The organism is Stenotrophomonas cyclobalanopsidis, from assembly GCF_008710035.1.
Taxonomy (GTDB): Bacteria; Pseudomonadota; Gammaproteobacteria; order Xanthomonadales; family Xanthomonadaceae; genus Stenotrophomonas; species Stenotrophomonas cyclobalanopsidis.
The window spans coordinates 99,193-117,953 of sequence record NZ_VYKI01000012.1 but is presented as its reverse complement, the minus strand read 5'-3'; the positions used below and the strand labels follow the sequence as shown (position 1 = coordinate 117,953).

Below are 18,761 nucleotides of genomic sequence, written 5' to 3'. Positions count from 1 at the left end.
TCACGCGCGATGGTAGGGGTGATTGGCAATCATTGCGGCGGCCCGATACAGCTGCTCGGCCACCACCAGCCGCACCAGCATGTGCGGCAGCGTCAGCGGTCCGATCGACCACTTCTCATCGGCCAGCGCGGACACTTCCGGCGAGTGCCCTTCCGGGCCACCGATCAGGAACGCCAGGTCCCTGCCCTGCCCGCGCCAATGCTCCAGGCGCTGCGCGAGCTGTTCCGAACTGAGCTGGCGGCCCGGCACGTCCAGCGCCACCACGTAGGCATTCTTCGGCAACGCAGTGATCACCCGCCTGCCTTCGTCCTCGGTGGCGCGTCGCGCATCGCGGCCCTTGCCACGCAGGCCCGGTTCGATTTCCACCAGTTCGAACGGCAGCCAGTGCGACAGCCGCTTCTGGTATTCGGCGAAGCCCTGCGCGACCCAGCTGGGTGCGCGTTCACCGGTGGCGATCAGGCGGGCTTTCATCTACGCAGTCTCCAAAACGTCGACGGCGCCATCGGCGCCGTCGAAGGGGTACAGCAACGCCGTGGCTCAGGCCACTTCGTCGTCGTCGCTGGGCGGCGGCTGGTCGCCGACGGTCCACAGTCGCTCGAGGGCGTAGAACTCACGCACGCGCGGCAGCATGACGTGGACGATGATGTCGCCCAGGTCGACCAGCACCCACTCGGCTTCGCGCTCGCCTTCCACGCCCAGCGGCATCACGTCGATGTTCTTGGCGAAGCGCACGACTTCGTCGGCGATCGACTTGACGTGGCGGGTCGAGGTGCCCGAAACGACGATCATGTAATCGGCAACGCTTGACCGGCCGCGCACGTCGATCTCGACCAGGTCCTTGGCTTTCAGGTCTTCGGTGGCTTGGCGGACGCTGGCCAGCAATTGCGGCACGGAAGGCGGCGGGCTGGGCAGATCGACCTTGATGGTCTGGGGCTGGGTCTGGTTGCTCAAAGTGGATCGACTCGATAAACGTGGGGGCGATTATACGGGCATGGCGCGCTTGCGCCATTCACGCAGGTATTCAGGGTGTGCCGGGGTGGTACAGGCGATGGCCGGCCACGTAGTCGGCCACCGCCGGCGGCAGCATCGCCCGCCAGGGCCCGGCCGCGGCGATCTGGGTGCGTACGGCACTGGCCGACTCGCTTCGCAGGGGCTGGTGCAGGCGCAGCACGCGCCCGGCCGGGCTGGCGAACAGCGACTGCTCGTTGTCGGCCCAGCGCCCCTCCAGCGCCTGGCCGAGCTCGCCGGCCACGGCATCACGCAACGGGCTGCCCGGCCGCTCGGCCACGATGATGTGGGCCAGGCCGAACAGCGCCTGCCATTCGTGCCAGGCCGGCAGGGCCAGCAGGCTGTCGGCACCGACCAGCCAGGCCAGCGGCCGGCTCGGGCCCAGCTCGGCGCGCAGCTCGCGCAGGGTGTCGACCGTATAGGACGGCTGGCCGGGGTTGCGCGCGGCCCGGTCCAGCTCGCGCCGGTCGAGCAGCAGGCCCGGCTCGTCGCCGATGGCCAGCGACAGCATCCGGCAGCGCTGTTCGGCGGTGGCTCCCGGGGCGGCGCGGTGCGGCGGGTCGGCGGCCGGCAACATGCGCACGGCCACCTGCAGTTCGTCGCGTGCGGCGCGCGCGATGGCCAGATGGCCCAGGTGCACCGGATCGAAGGTGCCCCCGTAATAGACCCGCAGGCTCATCACTCAGGCGCGCGCGAGCAGGCGCACGGCACGGGCCTCGGACACCGCCACCAGCAGGCGCTCCAGCGCCAGCCAGGCGTCACCGTCGGCACGCCCCTTGGCGATCCGGTCGACCAGCCCCGCCTCGGCCACGAAGCGCTCCCAGCGCTTGCCTTCCGGATGCCGCTGCAGCGCGCGCTTGTACGGCGCCTGCCGCGATTCCCAGATGCCGCGCGATTTCATTTCAGCGGCGACGTTGCCGCCACGGGCCTGCACCCGCGCCAGGCCGGCACCGGCCAGCAGTTCGCGGATCACGATCGGCATCAGCGCGGCCACGGCCTCGCCTTCGCCACGCAGGCCGGCCAGCATGCGCAGCACCGCCTGCGGCTGGCCCGAGAAGGTCGCTTCGACCAGGCGGAACACGTCGTAGCGGGCGGCATCGGCCACCAGCGACTCCATCCTTTCCACGTCCAGCGGCTGGCCGTCGGCCAGCAGGGCCAGCTTGTCGATTTCCTGTGCGGCAGCCAGCAGGTTGCCTTCCACGCGCTCGGCCAGACGCTGCACCGCGGCACCGTCGGCACGCAGGCCCTTGCTGCGCAGGCGGCGCTCGATCCAGTCCGGCAGTTCGTGCGGCTTGATCGCCCAAGCCACCGACAGCACGCCGACGCGGTTGACCGCCTCGGCCCACTTGCCCTGGTGGGCCTTGCTCCATTCGTTGGCGGTGATCAGCAGCACCACGTCCGGCGCCGGGTCGGCGCAGAACCGGCTGATGACCTCGGCACCGTCCTTGCCCGGCTTGCCGCTGGGCAGGCGCACTTCCACCAGGCGCCGCGCACTGAACAGGCTGGGCGCGTTGAAGCTGGCGTCGAGCTGGTTCCAGTCGAAGTCGCGGCCGTCGGCGTCGAACACCTCACGTTCGTCGACGCCGCGGGCACGGGCGCGTGCGCGCACCGCATCGGCGGCTTCAAGCACGCGCAGGGTTTCCGGGCCGGCGATCAGGTATACCGGCGCCAGCGCGGTGTCACCGCCCTGGCTGGCCAGCTGCTCCGGTCGCAGTTCCATCGTGGGCGGCAGCTCAGGGCTTGACCGGCGCCGGCGTCGTCGCCGGTTCGCCATCGGTGGTCACGGCCGGCTTTGGCGCGGCCAGGCTGCCACCGCGTTCCAGCTCGGCACGCACCACGCTGTCGATGCGTCGGATGATCGAGGCGGACATTTCCCGGCGCAGTTCGTCGGCCAGGATCTCGCGTTCGGTGGTGGTACCGGTGGCGTCGGTCGGCGGCGACACGTAGTCGCGCGACAGTTCGATCACCTGCTGCGGCACCAGCTCGCTGCCATCCTCGCGGCGGAAGATGAAGATGACCGCGTAGCGCAGGCTGTATTCCTGCGCACGGCCCTGTGCATCGATGGCGATGGGCAGGTCGCCCCAGCGCTCGGACAGCACCTGCAGCTGTGCTGCCGGGTCCTTGCTGTCATCGTCGGCCAGCTTCGCACCGGATGCCAGCAGGCTGCGGTTCAACAGCTTGACCAGCTCGCTGTAGGGCGCGGTGGACACCACCTTCACCGGCGCGGTGTCGGTCGGCAGCATCAACTTGTTGCGCAGGTGGAAGCCACAGCCGGCAAGGCCGAGGGCAAGGACGAGGGCAAGCAGAATTCGAGTCATGGGAACAGTCTGGCGGAGCCGGGCGATCACGGCAACAGACAGCCTGCCCGAGGACGCGTGAACGCAGGGCCATCGGCCGATGGCCGTGGCGACAACGCACCGGCCGCCTGGGCGGCGGCCGGTGCCGGGTACATCAGGCAGCGACGATGTTCACGATCTTGCCGGGGACAATGATGATCTTGCGCACCGTCAGGCCTTCCATGAACTTGGCGGTGTTCGGCTCGGCCAGGGCCAGTGCCTCCACCTGCTCGCGCGCGGCCTCGGCGGCCACGTCGATCGTGCCACGCAGCTTGCCGTTGACCTGCACGGCCAGGGTCAGCGCATCACGCACCAGCGCGGCACTGTCGGCCTGCGGGAACGGTTGGTCTTCCAGCAGCGTCTGGCCGTGGCCCAGCACCTGCCACAGGGTATGGCTGGCGTGCGGGGTGATCGGGTTCAGCAGCAGCACGACGGCCTGCAGCGCTTCCTGCCGCACCGCACGACCCTGCTCGCTGGCGTCCTCGAACCTGGCCAGTGCGTTCATCAGTTCCATCACCGCAGCGATGGCGGTGTTGAAGCTGTGGCGGCGGCCGTAGTCGTCACCGACCTTGCCGATGGTCTCGTGGGTCTTGCGGCGCAGTGCCTTCTGGTTGGCATCCAGTGCGGCCACGTCCAGCGCCGGGGCGGCGCCGTCGGCGGCGTGCTTGTGCACCTGGGCCCACAGGCGGCGCAGGAAGCGGGCCATGCCGTCCACGCCGGCCTCGTTCCACTCCAGCGACTGCTCCGGCGGTGCGGCGAACATCGAGAACAGGCGCACGGTGTCGGCGCCGTACTTGCCGACCATCGCCTGCGGGTCCACGCCGTTGTTCTTCGACTTGGACATCTTCTCGGTGCCACCGACCACCACCGGCTGGCCATCGGCGATCAGGGTCGCGCCGGTGATGCGGCCGCGCTCGTCGCGCTGCACGTCCACGTCGGCCGGGTTGATCCAGTCCTTCGAGCCGTCCGGGTTCGGGCGGTAGTAGGTCTCGGCGATCACCATGCCCTGGCACAGCAGGTTGCGCGCCGGTTCGTTGCTGTCCACCATCCGCGCGTCACGCAGCAGCTTGTGGTAGAAGCGGAAATACATCAGGTGCAGGATCGCGTGCTCGATGCCACCGATGTACTGGTCCACCGGCAGCCAGTAGTTGCCGCGCTTGTCGACGGCATCACGGGCACCTGGCGAGGTGTAACGGGCGTAGTACCAGCTCGACTCCATGAAGGTGTCGAAGGTGTCGGTCTCGCGCTCGGCCGCGCCGCCGCAATCCGGGCAGGTGGTCTTGCGCCATTCCGGGTCGGTCTTGATCGGTGAACCGGTGCCCGAGAACGCCACGTCCTCCGGCAGCACCACCGGCAGCTGTTCTTCCGGCACCGGCACCGCGCCGCACTTGGCGCAGTAGATCACCGGAATCGGGCAGCCCCAGTAACGCTGGCGGCTCACGCCCCAGTCGCGCAGGCGGTAGTTGACGCGGCGCTGGCCCTGGGCCTTGCGCTCGAATCGTTCGGCCAGCGCTTCGAAGGCGCCCTGGAAGTCCAGGCCGTCGAATTCGGCCGAGTTGACCAGTTCGGTCTGGCGGCTCTTGTCGCTGTACCAGTCCTGCCAGCGGGTGGCATCCCAGGTGCGCTCATCGTCGTTGCGCGCATCCTTCAGGGCGATGACCTGCACGATCGGCAGGCCGTACTTGTTGGCCACCTCGTTGTCGCGCTGGTCGTGGCCGGGAACGGCCATCACCGCGCCGGTGCCGTAGCCCATCAGCACGAAGTTGGCCACCCACACCGGCACCTGCTCGCCGGTGACCGGATGCACGGCGCGCAGGCCGGTATCCATGCCGCGCTTTTCCTGGGTTTCCAGTTCCGCTTCGGACACGCCGCCCTGCTTCAGGTCGGCCAGCATCGCGGCCAGTTCCGGGTTGCTCTTCGCGGCGTGCAGCGCCAGCGGATGCTCGGCGGCGATCGACACGAAGGTCACGCCCATCACCGTGTCCGGGCGGGTGGTGAACACGCGCAGCGGGTCCAGCGCATTGCCATCGACATCGCGCACGTCGAACTGGATTTCCAGGCCTTCGGAACGGCCGATCCAGTTGCGCTGCATGGTCTTGACCGATTCCGGCCAGCCGTCCAGCTCATCCAGGCCGTCCAGCAGTTCCTGGGCGTAATCGGTGATGCGCAGGAACCACTGCGGGATCTCGCGCTTCTCGACCAGTGCGCCGGAGCGCCAGCCGCGGCCGTCGATGACCTGCTCGTTGGCCAGCACGGTCTGGTCGACCGGGTCCCAGTTCACCACCGCGTTGCGGCGGTAGGCCAGGCCCTTGCGCATCAGGCGGGTGAACATGCGCTGCTCGTGGACGTAATAGTCCGGGCGGCAGGTGGCGAACTCGCGCGACCAGTCGATGGCATAGCCCAGCGACTGCAGCTGGCTGCGCATGTGGTCGATGTTCTTGTAGGTCCACGCCGCCGGCGCGGTCTTGTTCTTGATCGCGGCGTTCTCCGCCGGCAGGCCGAACGCGTCCCAGCCCATCGGCTGCAGGACGTTGTGGCCGGTCATGCGCTTGTAGCGGCTGATCACGTCGCCGATCGTGTAGTTGCGCACATGACCCATGTGCAGCGCGCCGGACGGGTACGGAAGCATCGACAGGCAGTAGTACTTCGGCTTGTCCGAGGTCTCGTCGACCTCGAAGGCGCGGGTGGCATCCCAGAAGCTCTGGGCGGCGGATTCAACCTGCTGCGGGTCGTAAACGTTGGGTTCGGCGCTGGTCATGTAACACGCGGTTGCGGCGGCAAAGCGGTACAGCGTACCGCAGTGCGGCAAATGGCTCCAATCCCGGGACGGAAAGCCTGGCGCGACCGTGGCCCGGCTGCCGTCTCAGCGCGCCCGCGACAGCGGCAGAGCCAGCGCCAGCCAGGCCGCCCAGCAAGCGAAGGCCAGCCGCTGCGCCCACGGCGCCGGCAGCACGCCCTGCAGCACGAAAGCGGCCAGGCCAGCCAGCGCCCCGCAGGCCACGGTCAAGCCGGCCATGGCGCGCGCATGCCCCGCGCGCAGGCGCGGGATGCCCAGCATCAGCGCGCCGACCACGAAGCCCAGCACCCAGACCATCCACGCGCTGGCGTGCAGCTGGCTGGCGCCGCCATGCAGGTCTTCCGGGTCCAGCGGCAGCAGGCCCATCGCCGCGAAGGCCAGGCCCGCCAGCAGCAGCATCTGGCTGCCGACCCGCGGCGCCCAGCCTGCCCCCACCGGCAGCTGCCGGCGCAGGCGCTCGGCCACCAGCACCGCCAGCGCGCCCGGCAGCACCAGGCCCAGCACGTTGAAGGCCAGCGCGTGCGGCACGCCGCGGGCCCCGAGCAGCGCCACCGGGTGGACGGCCTGGGAGTAGCCGCCCAGCGCCGCGCCGAAACCGACGACCGCCAGCACGAAGCACGCGGCGGCCAGCAGCCCCAACCAACGATCAAGCCAGAGCACGGACATCGCGCGGATCCACCTGTAATGAAAGACCGCTGCATTGTCGCGGCAGGCGCGGCAACCGCCAAGCCACGACGCGGTTGTCGGTGCCTGGTGTGAGGACAGGGTTGAGACCGACACGGATCGACACCATAGAATCGGTCTCCAGTTGCCAGGCGATACTTCTCCCATGACCGAGACGACGACCCACGTATTCGACGCCACCACCGCGACCTTCGAGGCCGAGGTGCTGCAGAAGTCCCTGCAGACGCCGGTGCTTGTGGATTTCTGGGCCACCTGGTGCGGCCCGTGCAAGACTCTGGGCCCGATGCTGGAAAAGCTGGCGGCCGAGTACAACGGCGCGTTCGAGCTGGCCAAGGTCGATGTCGACGCCGAACAGCAGATCGCCGCCGCCTTCCAGATCCGCTCGGTGCCGACCGTGTTCCTGGTCAAGGGCGGCCAGCTGGTCGACGGTTTCCCCGGCGCCATCCCCGAAGGCCAGCTGCGTGAGTTCCTGGCCCAGCACGGCGTCGTGCCGGCCGACATCGGCGACACCGTCACCGAAGACGAGGCCCCGCTGGACCCGCAGGCGCAGGTGGACGTGCTGCGTGCGCAGATCGCCGCCGAGCCGGACAAGGACGAACTGAAGCTGGACCTCGCCCTGGCCCTGCTGCAGGTGGGCGGCGTGGACGAGGCCGGCAACCTGATCGATGCCCTGCCCGCCAACCTGGCCACCGATGACCGCGCGGTGCGCGGCCGCGCCCGCCTGGCCTTCGCCACCGCGCTGAAGGATGCGCCCCCGGCCGAGGCCTTGGACGCGCGCATCGCCGCCGACGGCAAGGACCTGCAGGCCCGCCATCTGCGCGGCGTGCAGCTGCTGCTCGGCGGCCACGACGAAGCCGCGCTGGAACAGTTCCTGGAGATGCTGCGGATCGACCGCAGCTTCGCCGAAGGTCTGCCGCGCAAGGTGCTGATCGATGCCTTCAACGTCATCACCGACGAGGACCTGGTTGGCCGCTACCGCCGGAAGATGGCCTCGCTGCTGTTCTGAACAAAGACGCGTCTCGTTCAGAAATCCTGCACTGACCACGGGCGATAATGTGATCGGTAGCGTGCTTTTGGCCGCTACGATCCATTCGGGGGGATGAGGTCGGGGCCATGGGGTCTTGCAGCTGCGCCCCCGCTCAGCCGGGACAGCACTCCGTGACCGTTGGCCGTTCGTCGTCTTCCCTCGTCCGCCGCTTCGCCGCACTGCTGTGCGCCCTGCTCCTGCTACCCGGCCTCGCCGCCGCACAGGAGTGGAACTACCGGGTCCGCCCCGGCGATACCCTCTGGGACCTGGGCGGCCTGTACCTGAAGGCGGATGTGCCGTGGCAGCAGCTGCAGCAGCACAACCGCATCGACAACCCCTACCGCCTGCCGCCCGGCGGGCTGCTGCGCTTCCCGGTCAGCTGGCTGCGGGTCGAACCGGCCCCGGCCCGCGTGTTGGCCGTGCGCGGCGGCGTGCAACTGGTGGCCGCCAATGGCAGCGCCACCCGCGCCCTGCACGCCGGCGAGCTGCTGCACATCGGCGACACCGTGCAGACTGGCGCCGATGCCAGTGTCACCCTCGAATTCGCTGATGCGTCGCGCCTGCAGCTGCGCGAGCATTCGCGGTTGCGCCTGGACCAGCTGAGTCGTTACGGTCGCACCGGCATGGTCGACACCCGCATGCGCCTGCAGCAGGGCCGGGCCAGCAACCGCGTCACCCCTGCCCGCGGTCCGGCGTCGCGCTACATCATCGATGCCCCAGCCGCCACCAGCAGCGTGCGCGGCACCGTGTTCCGGGTCAGTGCCGGCGACGGCACGCAGATCGGCGCCACTGAAGTGCTGGAAGGCCGCGTGCAGGTCGGCAACCCGCATGGCCATCGTCTGGTGCGCCCGGGCCAGGCCAGCCGCAGCGCCAGCGCCGATATCGCCCCCGAGGCGGCATCGGTGCTGCTGCCCGCGCCACGGCTGCGCAGCGATGCCACCGCGCTTCCGCCACTGCCGGCACGCCTGGCCTGGGAGCCGGTGGCCACTGCCGACCACTACCGCGTTGAAGTCGTGCTGGCTGCCACGCCGGAGATCCTGCTGTTCGCGGCCACCACCGGCGACACCTCGCTGGTCATCGACGACCTTCCGCCGGGTGCCCTGCGCCTGCTGCTGCGCGCTGTCGATGCGCAGGGCGTGGAGGGCCTGGATGCCAGCGCCGATTTCCTGCTCAGCGACCAGCCGCCACCGCCGCTGACCGTCTCGCCCCTGCACGGCCAGACCGTCAACAGTGACCGGCCGCGCTTCCACTGGACCCAGGCCCCGGGCGCGGGCAGCAGCGTGCTGCAGATCGCCGCCGAGCCTCGTTTCCTGCAGCCGCTGCAGCAGCAGGCCAGCACCGGCACCGACCTGCGCCTGGCCACGCCGCTGCCGCCCGGCCAGTACTTCTGGCGCGTGGCCTCGCGCGATGGCCAGGGCCACCAGGGCCCGTTCGGCCAGGCACTGCCGCTGCAGCTCACCGACGAACCAATCGACCCGGCCCTGCAGCCGCCCGAAGCTGCGCATGGCGAACTGACCCTGCGATGGCAGGCCGGCAGCGAAGGCCAGCGCTACCGCGTGCAGGTCGACCGCCGCGGTGACTTCAAGGCACCACTGGTGGATGAAACGCTGGCGCAGCCGCAGGTCAGCTTCAAGCGACCGTGGCGCGGCACCCTGCACGTGCGCGTGCAGTACATCGACGACGACGGCCACGTTGGCCCGTTCTCACCGGCCCAGCAGGTCACGCTGCCGTGCCGGCTGTGCTACGGCGCCGGTGGCGGTGCCCTGCTGCTGTGGCTGCTGCTGTGAGGCGCTCGCCGCTGCCCTGGTCGCGACGCATCCTGCTGGCCCTGCTGGCCGGCATCGCCACGGCGGTGGTCAGCCACGGGCAGCTCCTGTGGCGGCAGGATGAAGCGGTGTACGACCTGCTGGTGGGCGACTGGGAGTACCGGCCTGACCCCAGCGTGCTGATCGTCGCCATTGATGAAGACAGCCTGCAGCGCATCGGCCAGTGGCCGTGGCCACGCTCGGTGCATGCTCGGCTGCTGGACCGGCTGACCGATGCCGGCGTCGAACGGGTGGTGCTGGACCTGATGCTGTCCGAGCCGGACCGCCACGATGCGCGCCAGGATGCCGAGCTCGCCGCGGCCATCCGCCGCAACGGCCGGGTGGTGCTGCCGGTGTTGGCGGCGCCGGCGGCGGGCGACCGCCTGGCCGAGGAGCTGCTGCCCATCCCGTTGATCGCGGACAGCGCCGCGGTGATCGGCCACAGTGATGTCGAGGTCGATGGCGATGGCGTGGCGCGCGGCGTGTACCTGCGCGCCGGCATCGGCCAGGCGCACTGGCCGTCGCTGGGCATGGCCCTGGCCGGCATTCCGGCCAATCGCGTGTACGGCCTGGCCGACCCCGAGCCCGCGCTCGACTCGCCCTATCAATGGCGTCGCGATGATTACGTGCGCGTGCGCTATGCCGGCCCGCCCGGGCGCCTGCCGCAGGTCTCCTACGCCGACGTGCTGGATGGCCAGGTTGACGCGTCGCTGCTGCGCGGCCGGCGCATCGTGGTCGGCATGACCGCCAGCGGCATCGCGCCGCCGCTGCTGACCCCGACCACCCGCGAGTACTGGATGAGCGGCAGCGAATACCAGGCCAACATCGCTTCGATGCTGCTGCAGGACGAGCAGATCAACGTGCTGCCACGCGCCGTGCAGGATCTGCTGTCCGGGTTGATGGCTGCACTGTGCGTGATGCTGCTGGGCCTGCGCCTGCCGTGGCTGGCTGCGCTCTGCTCGCTGCCGCTGGCTCCCGTGCTGGCCTGGCTGCTGCTGCGCGTGGGCAACCTGTGGTGGGCACCGGCCAGCGCTCAGCTCGGCGTGCTGCTGATCCTGCTGGTGTGGGCCGTCTGGCGCATCTCGGCCTGGCACCGCCAGGCCAACCGCGATGCGCTGACCGGGCTGGGCAACCGCCTTCGTTTCGAACAGGCCCTGCAGGAGGAATGCGATGCCGCGCGGCGCAGTGGCAAGCCGCTGAGCCTGGCCCTGATCGACGTGGACCATTTCAAGCATCACAACGACCGCCATGGCCACCAGGCCGGCGACGGTGTGCTGCGCGACGTAGCCCGGCTGATCGCCGCACATGCGCGCCGCCCGCGCGACATGGCCGCGCGCTATGGCGGCGATGAGTTCGCACTGGTGCTGCCGGACACGCCGGCCGACGGCGCGCGCCTGGTGGTGGAAGACCTGATCGCCAGCGTGCGCGCCTTGCCGTCCCCAGGCGACGGCAGCGGCGCAGGCATCACCCTCACCATCGGCGTGTACACGCGCGTGCCCGACGGCAGCCTGCACCCCCATCATTTTGTTGAAGGCGCCGATGCCGCGCTGTACCGCGCCAAGGACAATGGCCGCGACGGCTATGCCATCAGTGGCGACCCGTAACGTCGAGCGCGCTCGACTGGCCGTGCCGTGACGGCCCGTAGAGTCGAGCTTGCTCGACTGGCCGTAGTCGAGCTTGCTCGACTGACCGTAGAGTCGAGGGGGGGGGGGCGGCCCACACCCCGCACCCACCCAAACCACAAACAACGACCCCCCCCCGCCCCTGCCGTGGCGCGTGCCTCCCCACCCCCCCCCCCCCCCCCCCCCCCCCCTCGACTCTACGACAGCGCCCAGCGGCACCAGGCGTAGGGATAGTCGCCCAAGCCAGTCGCCAGGCCTGCGCGTACGGGATTGTTCATCACGTACAGGACCTGCTGACGGACATCCCGTTCGTCCCGTATCCAGTGATCGTAGTAGCCGCGTTGCCAGACCGTCGCACTCCCGCCAAGTGTCGCGTTGATGGCAATGGCAGACCGCGATTTCAGGGACTGCACACAGCCCCCCAACACACCTTCGCGCAACTGCATCACCCAGTGGAAATGGTCAGGCATGACCACCCAGGCGAAAGACCGGGTCAATCCACGCCTGTCGCTGTCCTTGAACTGTTCCATCAAGGCGCCCGCACATTCCTGGGCAGCAAACAAGGGGCGGCGGCCGGCCACTACGCTGGTAATGACGTAGAAGTGTCCAACCGCTGAAGTTCGGCAGCGCAGGAGGGCGGGACTGGGCATGGCCCAGAGTGGCGCATCGTGTTCGAAGTTGCCCTAGGGAAAGGCGGAATCTGCTGTCGGTGAAATTGAGCAGAGCAGTCGAGCAAGCTCGACTCTACGACCGGCAAGGGCCAGGAGCAGTCGAGCAAGCTCGACTCTACGACCGGCAAGGGCAAGGAGCAGTCGAGCAAGCTCGACTCTACGACCGGCAAGGGCCAGGAGCAGTCGAGCAAGCTCGACTCTACGAATGGCAAGGGCGAGGAGCAGTCGAGCGGGCTCAACGTTACGACCGGCAGATCGGGGCTCAACATACGCATGCGAATGTTAGACTCGGATTCTCGCCCCCGCGCCCCGTCCGCACATGAAAGCCAGCACGTTCCGCCTCGGCATCAACCTGTGGCCGCCGTTCCTGTTCACCGGCATCCATGTCACCCGCATCACTCCGGACTACCGGCAGATCGAGGTCGAGCTGCGGATGCGCCCCTGGAACCGCAACTACGTCGGCACCCATTTCGGCGGCAGCCTGTTTGCGATGACCGATCCGTTCTGGATGCTCGGCCTGATGCACACTCTGGGCCGCGACTACTACGTGTGGGATCGCGCGGGCGCCATCGACTTCCTCAAGCCCGGGCGCGGCACCGTGCGCACCGCCTTTCATATCGACGAGGCGGTGCTGGATGAACTGCGCGCCGAGGCCGCCAGCGGCGAGAAGGTCCTGCGCTGGTTCAGCAACGACGTGGTTGATGCCTCCGGCGACGTCGTCGCCCGCGTGCGCAAGCAGGTCTACGTGCGCCTGAAGCCGCAGGCGCGCGCCAGCGCTGCCTGACCGACAGCGGCACCGACAACATCGCATCATCCTTGCCGCCTGCATCACGCGCGCGCCGCGACACCTGCAGGCGCGTGCCATTGGCCGACAGCACCGGCACACGCGTGGATGAGCGCCATTGCGCCGGAAGGCGCTGCAGGGCCTGCTGCGGGCCCTCGGGCTGCTTCCGGAGCCAGCGCTGTGCGCCCAGCAGGCGCAGCAGGGCCGCCACGTCCTGGCTGCGTGCGGCGTAATCCTGGTAGGCCGGCCCGGAGATATCACTCAGCGTGCAGCCCACGAAATTGGCCAGGCAGCGCATATCCCAATCCGAGCCCGCAACCACCTCGACCGGCCGGTCGGCCTGCAACGCAGCCTCCGAGCCTGGGCCACAGGCCCAGCCGAAGTTGGCGGCGAAGCGGCCCAGCGTGTGCTCGCGATCCATCACCAGCACGGTGCCGGTCTGCTGCAGCGATGCATCGATGGCTGCCCGGGTCATCGCGAACTCGCCCTGCATCGGCCGGCACAGGCTCTGTTCGGCAGCTTCCATCGGCTGCAGTGCGCTTTCGCAGGCCGACGGCAACACCTGGTCCGGCGGCAGTTCCGCCAGCATCTCCGCGAGCAGGTGCACGTTGGCGCCCACCATCGCGGCGCCGATCATGCTGTCGATAAGCGTATTGCCACCGTGCATCAGGCGCCGGCCCAGCTGCACCGAACGGCAGCTGCCGGCCAGCGCCGCAGGAACATCGCCCTGCACGAAGGCCAGCGCATGCACGCCGCTGCCATCCATCAGGGTCTGGTAGCGCGGCATCGGGAACAGTCCGGTGCCGTCGTCGGCCTGGAACGGGCTGTCGAAGCGCTCTGCATCGGCCAGCGCGTCCAGGCGTTGATGCAGGCCCTCGTGCCCGGCATGCGCGGCACGGAACTGGGCGGTATCGGCGCGCACGCGGGCCAGGCAGCTCTCGCCGCTGGACCGGCAATAGCCCTGGTTGTCGACCTTCACTGCCGGTTGCGTGGCCGCCAGCGCGGAATCGATGACATCCGGCGTGGAGCGCGCCTGCCAGCGCCTGGCATCCTCGGCCAGCGCAGCCTCGCGCCGGGCCGGGTCCAGGCCGTTGAAGGGCAGCGTCCACAGCAGCGCGAACCCGTTCCTGCCCGGCGCCTGCCGGACGTCTTCCAGCAAGCGTACCTGCTCTCGCTGGGCGGCCGGCAGCGGCCAGAACCGCGACAACGTCCACACCAGCACGACCAGCACCAGCAGCCCCAGCAGGGCCCAGCCCACTCCGCGCAGAATCCTCAACACAGCATCCCTTCCCCGTCCGGCTCCCGCCCTGGGTTCCAGCGTAATCCACCGCCTCCGGCCGCTACAATGCGCACATGTCGCTCGAAGCCCCCGCCCTGGTCCCCCGTCCTTCCCTGCAACGCCTGTTCCTGACCGGCCTGCTGACCCTGCTGCCGATCTGGCTGACCTGGGTCGTGGTGAAGTTTGTCTTCGTGTTGCTGTCGGGTATTTCCAGCCCACTGGTGGTGCCGCTGTCCGAGCAGATCGCGACCAGCTTCCCGCACTACCTGGGCTGGGTCCATGCCGAGTGGATCCAGGACACCATCGCCCTGCTGGCCACCCTGCTGGTCATCCTGGCGGTCGGTGTGGCCAGCCGTCGCGTGGTCGGCCAGCGCCTGCTGCGCTGGGTCGGCGCCATCATCAAGCGCATCCCGCTGGCCAGCATCATCTACGACAGCGCCAAGAAGCTGCTGGACATGCTGCAGACCGAGCCGGGCAGCACCCAGCGCGTGGTCCTCATCGACTTCCCGCACCGTGACATGAAGTCGGTCGGCCTGGTCACCCGGGTCATCAAGGAACAGGGTACCGACCGCGAACTGGCGGCGGTGTACGTGCCGACCACGCCCAACCCGACCTCGGGCTACCTGGAAATCGTGCCGGTGGAACTGCTCACCCCGACCGACTGGACCGTGGACCAGGCGATGAGCTTCATCATTTCCGGCGGTGCCGTGGCCCCGGCCAGCGTGCCGTTCACCCGCGCAGGCGAACGCCCGGAGTGAGCACCACGCCCAGCGACGCGCCCTTTGCGCGCCCCCTGCAGGATCGTGCGGTTCTGCTGTTCATCATCCTGGCCACGTTCTTCTGCGGCAACGCAGTGCTGGCCGAGCTGATCGGGGTCAAGATCTTCGCACTGGAAGACACGCTGGGCATCGACGCGCTGAACTGGAACCTGTTCGGCCAGACCGGCTCGTTGAGCTTCACCGCCGGCACGCTGCTGTGGCCGGTGGTGTTCATCATGACCGACACCATCAACGAGTTCTTCGGCAAGCGCGGCGTGCGCTTCATCTCGTGGCTGGCGGTGGTGCTGATCGCCTACGGCTTCCTGTTCGCGTTCGCGGCGATCTCGCTGGCCCCGGCCAGCTGGTGGGTCACCTCGATGGATGCGCACGGCGTGCCGGACTACCAGGCGGCGTTCGCTGCGGTGTTCGGCCAGGGCATGTGGACCATCGCCGGTTCGCTGGTGGCGTTCCTGGTCGGCCAGCTGATCGACGTGGCGGTGTTCCATCGCATCCGCCAGGCCACCGGCGAGCGCCATGTGTGGCTGCGCGCCACCGGCTCGACCGCCGTCTCGCAGCTGGTGGACAGCTTCGTGGTGATCTGGATCGCCTTCGTGCTGGGCCCGCAGAAATGGCCGACCTCGCTGTTCCTGGCCGTCAGCAGCGTCAACTACGTCTACAAGATGGGCTTTGCGATCGCCCTGATTCCGTTGTTGTACCTGATGCGACGCGCGATCACCCGCTACCTGGGCGAACAACGTGCCGCGCAGCTGCGCGCTGCCGCTGCGGCTGACTGAAGCCCCAGCGACGGCAAGCTGACTGCGCCTTCACGCTGGCCGTACGCGCGCGGATCGTGCAAGCTCCACGATCTGTGTTCCACGGAAGCTCCTGATGCCGTATCCCACCCGCGCCCTGGCCGCCGCCATCGCCGCGTTGTTCCTGTTCAGTGCCGTGCCGTCGGCAGAGGCAGCGAAGAAGAAGGCCAGCCGCCCCGCCGCCGCGCAGACCCGGCAGGCTGCCAAGCCGAAGGCCAAGCCCGCACGCGCCACCCCGGCCCGCGGCAGCAGCACACGCCGCGCCGCAGCGCGCCCGGTCGCACCGGCCCGCGCCGTGCCCAAGCAGGTGCAGCTGGAGCGTCTGTACGACGAATACTGGGAAGCCTCGATGCGGTTGAACCCGCTGCAGGCCACGTTCCAGGGCGACGCCCGCTACAACGACCAGCTGCCCAACATCCTCTCCGCCACATGGCGCCAGCAGTCGCACGATTTCACCACGCAATGGCTGGGCAAGGTCGAGAAGCTCGGCAGTGACGGCCTGCAGGGCCAGGACCTGCTCAGCTACGAGATCTTCGTGCGCGATGCGCGCGCCTCGCTGGCCGCCGAGCGCTACCCAAGCTGGATGATGCCGATCAGCCAGTACTACAACATCGGCAGCATCATGGCGATCCTCGGCGCCGGCGCCGGCGCCCAGCCGTTCAACACGGTCAAGGATTACGACACCTGGTCGCGCCGCTCGCTGGGCATCCCCGACCTGTTCAACCAGGCCATCGACAACATGCGCCAGGGCATGAAGGCCGGCGTGGTGCAGCCGCGCGACCTGATGGAAAAGGTGCTGCCGCAGCTGGACGCGGTGATCACCCCGACCGCCGAGGAAAGCATCTTCTGGTCGCCGATCAGGACCATGCCGGGCGATATCCCCGCCGAAGAAAAAACGCGCATCAGCGCCGAATACAAGCGCATGATCGAGCTGCGCATCCTGCCGTCCTACCGCGCCCTGCGCGGCTTCATCGCCACCGAATACCTGCCGGCCACCCGCAGCAGCAGCGGCCTGGGCGCCCTGCCCGACGGCCAGGGCTGGTACGCCAACCTGATCGTGCAGACCACCGCCAGCGACCAGACCGCCGCCCAGCTGCATGCCCTGGGCGAGCAGCGCGTGCAGGAGCTGGGCGCGCAGATCGCCGCGGTGATGAAGGACAACAAGCTGCGCGGTTCGCAGGCCAAGCTGCTGAAGAGCATGCGCAGCGACCGCCAGTTCCAGTACGGCGATGCCCACGCACTGATCAACCGCTACCGCCAGCTGCAGCAGCAGGTGGATGCGCGCCTGCCGCGGATCCTGGACACCCTGCCGAAGGATCGCCTGGAAGTACGCGCGGTCGAGCCGGAGCGCTCGATGACCGCTGCCGCCGCGGCCTACCAGCCTGGCCAGCCGGGGCAACCCGGCGTGCTCTACATCAACACCCGCGACCTGCCCAGCCGCAAGCGCTGGAGCGTGCCGGTGCAGTACCTGCATGAAGCCATCCCCGGCCACCACGTGCAGCTGGGCCTGCAGCAGGAACTGGCCAAGCTGCCGCGCTTCCGCCGCCTCGGTGGCGACCTCGCCTTCGTCGAAGGCTGGGGCCTGTATGCCGAAACCCTGGGCGACGACCTGGGCGTCTACAGCGACCCCTACGACCGCATCGGTTATCTGTATTCGCGCCTGCTGCGCGCGGCCCGCGTCGTTGCCGACACCGGCGTGCATGCGCAGGGCTGGAGCAAGCAGCAGGCGGTGAACTACCTGCAGAAGACCGTGGACATGAGCGAGGACGACGCCAGCGCGGAAGTGGAACGGATCATGGCCCAGCCGGGCCAGGCACTGTCGAACGTGGCGGGCCTGAGCCGCATCCTCGCCCTGCGTGACAAAGCCAAAGCCCGCCAGGGCGCGGCCTTCGACCTGCGCCGCTTCCATGCCGAAGTGCTGAAGGACGGCTCGATGCCGCTGGACGTGCTGGAGCGCAAGGTCGACCGCTGGCTCGAGCAGCCCGCCGCAGTGGCACCGGCCACGGCCACGCCATGACCGGCGCAGCGACCGGCGGCCTGCTGGGCATCCACCATGCCGCCGTGATCTGCAGCGATTACGCACGTTCGAAGGATTTCTACGTGCGCGTTCTCGGCCTGCGCGTGCTGGCCGAGAACCACCGTGCCGCGCGCGACTCATGGAAGCTGGACCTGGCCCTGCCTGACGGTGGCCAGCTGGAGCTGTTCTCCTTCCCCGCCCCGCCGCCGCGGCGGAGCCGCCCCGAGGCCCAGGGCCTGCGCCACCTGGCCTTCCGCGTGGCCGCGCTGGAGCCGATGATCCAGCGCCTGGCCGACCACGGCGTCGCTTGCGAACCGATCCGCGTCGACGAATACACCGGCGCCCGCTTCACCTTCTTCGCCGACCCCGACGACCTGCCGCTGGAGCTGTACGAAGTCGTCTGATCCGGGGTCGGATCCCTTTCCCGCGGAAAGGGCTCCGACCCCGTGCCGACAATCAGCCGCGTGAACCTGTCAGAGGTGGGGCTTGCTTTGGCCGTTGTCGTTGCATTGAGCAGGTGCAGGGCTGCAAGCCCTGCAAAGCCCCCCCTTCCCCATACCCCGCCGAATGGGTATACAGTCGCCCTGACCGGCGACGTGCCGGAATGAACCCTGGGAGGGGACCATGCGCAAGACCTTCAAGACCCTGTTGCTGGCACTGCCGCTGTGCCTGGCCGCCCTGTCGGCCCAGGCCGCCGACAGCGCCGCCGGCCGCTGGAAGACCATCGACGACAAGACCGGCAAGGTGAAGTCGATCGTCGAGATCAGCCAGGCTGCCAACGGCGCGCTGACCGGCAAGGTGGTCGAGATCCTGCACTCGGACAAGGGTCCCAACCCGGTCTGCGATGGCTGCGAAGGCGCCAACAAGAACAAGCCGGTGAAGGGCATGACCATCCTGTGGAACCTGTCGCAGGACAAGGGCAGCCACAGCAAGTGGTCCGGTGGCACCATCCTCGACCCGGCCAACGGCAAGACCTACAAGTCCAAGCTGGAACTGCAGCCGGGCGGCGGCAAGCTGGACGTGTCCGGCTGCATCGCCTTCATCTGCCGCACCCAGACCTGGGTCCGCGAGTAACACGCCCGGCCCACGCCGTACCCCCGTGACCCGGCCCCGGCCGGGTCACCTCGTTGCAGGCATGCGATAATCTGCGGTTCCCCTCGG

Annotated in this window: 18 protein-coding genes; 9 read left to right on the top strand and 9 right to left on the bottom strand. The window is 69.0% G+C overall.

The features are described 5' to 3' along the window. The 7 genes from rlmH to FJU31_RS11310 all read right to left on the bottom strand — a co-directional run bounded on the left by rlmH (window position 1) and on the right by FJU31_RS11310 (window position 6,807). A complete protein-coding gene (rlmH, locus tag FJU31_RS11340; RefSeq protein ID WP_150454834.1) occupies window positions 1-471 on the bottom strand; it encodes a 23S rRNA (pseudouridine(1915)-N(3))-methyltransferase RlmH in 471 nt (156 codons plus the stop codon). Between the two features lie 66 nt (window positions 472-537). Beyond that, window positions 538-951 carry a ribosome silencing factor gene (gene rsfS / locus FJU31_RS11335; protein WP_108769533.1) on the bottom strand — a complete coding sequence of 138 codons (414 nt, stop codon included), beginning with the start codon at window positions 949-951 and terminating at the stop codon, window positions 538-540. Window positions 952-1,021: 70 nt separating this feature from the next. Beyond that, the gene (gene nadD / locus FJU31_RS11330; RefSeq protein WP_150454833.1) at window positions 1,022-1,687 is read right to left on the bottom strand and encodes a nicotinate-nucleotide adenylyltransferase; all 666 of its coding nucleotides are present in this window, start codon (window positions 1,685-1,687) and stop codon (window positions 1,022-1,024) included. Window positions 1,688-1,690: 3 nt separating this feature from the next. Further along, window positions 1,691-2,728 carry a DNA polymerase III subunit delta gene (gene holA / locus FJU31_RS11325; protein WP_150454832.1) on the bottom strand — a complete coding sequence of 346 codons (1,038 nt, stop codon included), beginning with the start codon at window positions 2,726-2,728 and terminating at the stop codon, window positions 1,691-1,693. Between the two features lie 13 nt (window positions 2,729-2,741). After that, window positions 2,742-3,326, bottom strand: coding sequence for an LPS-assembly lipoprotein LptE (locus FJU31_RS11320; protein ID WP_150454831.1), 585 nt, complete (start codon window positions 3,324-3,326; stop codon window positions 2,742-2,744). Window positions 3,327-3,459: 133 nt separating this feature from the next. Then, window positions 3,460-6,102 (bottom strand): leucine--tRNA ligase, encoded by a 2,643-nt coding sequence (gene leuS / locus FJU31_RS11315; RefSeq protein ID WP_150454830.1) that lies wholly within the window; start codon window positions 6,100-6,102, stop codon window positions 3,460-3,462. Window positions 6,103-6,207: 105 nt separating this feature from the next. Beyond that, entirely contained in the window at window positions 6,208-6,807 is a 600-nt protein-coding gene (locus tag FJU31_RS11310; protein ID WP_150454829.1) for a DUF998 domain-containing protein, read from the bottom strand. Between the two features lie 163 nt (window positions 6,808-6,970). Here FJU31_RS11310 and trxA point away from each other — a divergent pair, with 163 nt between their 5' ends. From trxA to FJU31_RS11295, 3 genes are all read left to right on the top strand, one after another. Next, window positions 6,971-7,831 (top strand): thioredoxin, encoded by an 861-nt coding sequence (trxA, locus tag FJU31_RS11305; protein ID WP_150454828.1) that lies wholly within the window; start codon window positions 6,971-6,973, stop codon window positions 7,829-7,831. Between the two features lie 107 nt (window positions 7,832-7,938). Next, window positions 7,939-9,639: a FecR family protein gene (locus tag FJU31_RS11300; protein ID WP_150454827.1), complete on the top strand. Its 1,701-nt coding sequence runs from the start codon at window positions 7,939-7,941 to the stop codon at window positions 9,637-9,639. After that, a complete protein-coding gene (locus FJU31_RS11295) occupies window positions 9,636-11,261 on the top strand; it encodes a CHASE2 domain-containing protein (RefSeq protein ID WP_150454826.1) in 1,626 nt (541 codons plus the stop codon). The genes FJU31_RS11300 and FJU31_RS11295 overlap by 4 nt, the downstream gene beginning before the upstream one ends. Window positions 11,262-11,476: 215 nt before the next feature. On the opposite strand, the gene FJU31_RS11290 is transcribed toward FJU31_RS11295, so the two are convergent. Then, entirely contained in the window at window positions 11,477-11,929 is a 453-nt protein-coding gene (locus FJU31_RS11290; protein WP_150454825.1) for an REP-associated tyrosine transposase, read from the bottom strand. Between the two features lie 340 nt (window positions 11,930-12,269). On the opposite strand from FJU31_RS11290, the gene FJU31_RS11285 reads away from it, so the two are divergent. Continuing rightward, window positions 12,270-12,734, top strand: a complete 465-nt coding sequence (locus tag FJU31_RS11285; RefSeq protein WP_150454824.1) for a DUF4442 domain-containing protein — start codon at window positions 12,270-12,272, stop codon at window positions 12,732-12,734. Here FJU31_RS11285 and FJU31_RS11280 read toward each other — a convergent pair. Then, window positions 12,634-14,013 (bottom strand): hypothetical protein, encoded by a 1,380-nt coding sequence (locus FJU31_RS11280; protein ID WP_246161306.1) that lies wholly within the window; start codon window positions 14,011-14,013, stop codon window positions 12,634-12,636. The two genes, FJU31_RS11285 and FJU31_RS11280, sit on opposite strands and share 101 nt — an antisense overlap. Before the next feature lie 74 nt (window positions 14,014-14,087). Here FJU31_RS11280 and FJU31_RS11275 point away from each other — a divergent pair, with 74 nt between their 5' ends. The 5 genes from FJU31_RS11275 to FJU31_RS11255 all read left to right on the top strand — a co-directional run bounded on the left by FJU31_RS11275 (window position 14,088) and on the right by FJU31_RS11255 (window position 18,674). After that, entirely contained in the window at window positions 14,088-14,771 is a 684-nt protein-coding gene (locus tag FJU31_RS11275; protein WP_079222700.1) for a DUF502 domain-containing protein, read from the top strand. Then, a complete protein-coding gene (locus FJU31_RS11270) occupies window positions 14,768-15,565 on the top strand; it encodes a queuosine precursor transporter (RefSeq protein ID WP_150454823.1) in 798 nt (265 codons plus the stop codon). The genes FJU31_RS11275 and FJU31_RS11270 overlap by 4 nt, the downstream gene beginning before the upstream one ends. A 94-nt stretch (window positions 15,566-15,659) precedes the next feature. Beyond that, entirely contained in the window at window positions 15,660-17,600 is a 1,941-nt protein-coding gene (locus tag FJU31_RS11265) for a DUF885 domain-containing protein (protein ID WP_150454822.1), read from the top strand. Then, the gene (gene gloA2, locus FJU31_RS11260; RefSeq protein WP_150454821.1) at window positions 17,597-18,004 is read left to right on the top strand and encodes an SMU1112c/YaeR family gloxylase I-like metalloprotein; all 408 of its coding nucleotides are present in this window, start codon (window positions 17,597-17,599) and stop codon (window positions 18,002-18,004) included. Before FJU31_RS11265 ends, gloA2 begins: the two co-directional genes overlap by 4 nt. 220 nt (window positions 18,005-18,224) lie before the next feature. Beyond that, entirely contained in the window at window positions 18,225-18,674 is a 450-nt protein-coding gene (locus tag FJU31_RS11255) for a DUF2147 domain-containing protein (protein ID WP_150454820.1), read from the top strand. The last annotated feature ends 87 nt before the right edge of the window (window positions 18,675-18,761 follow it).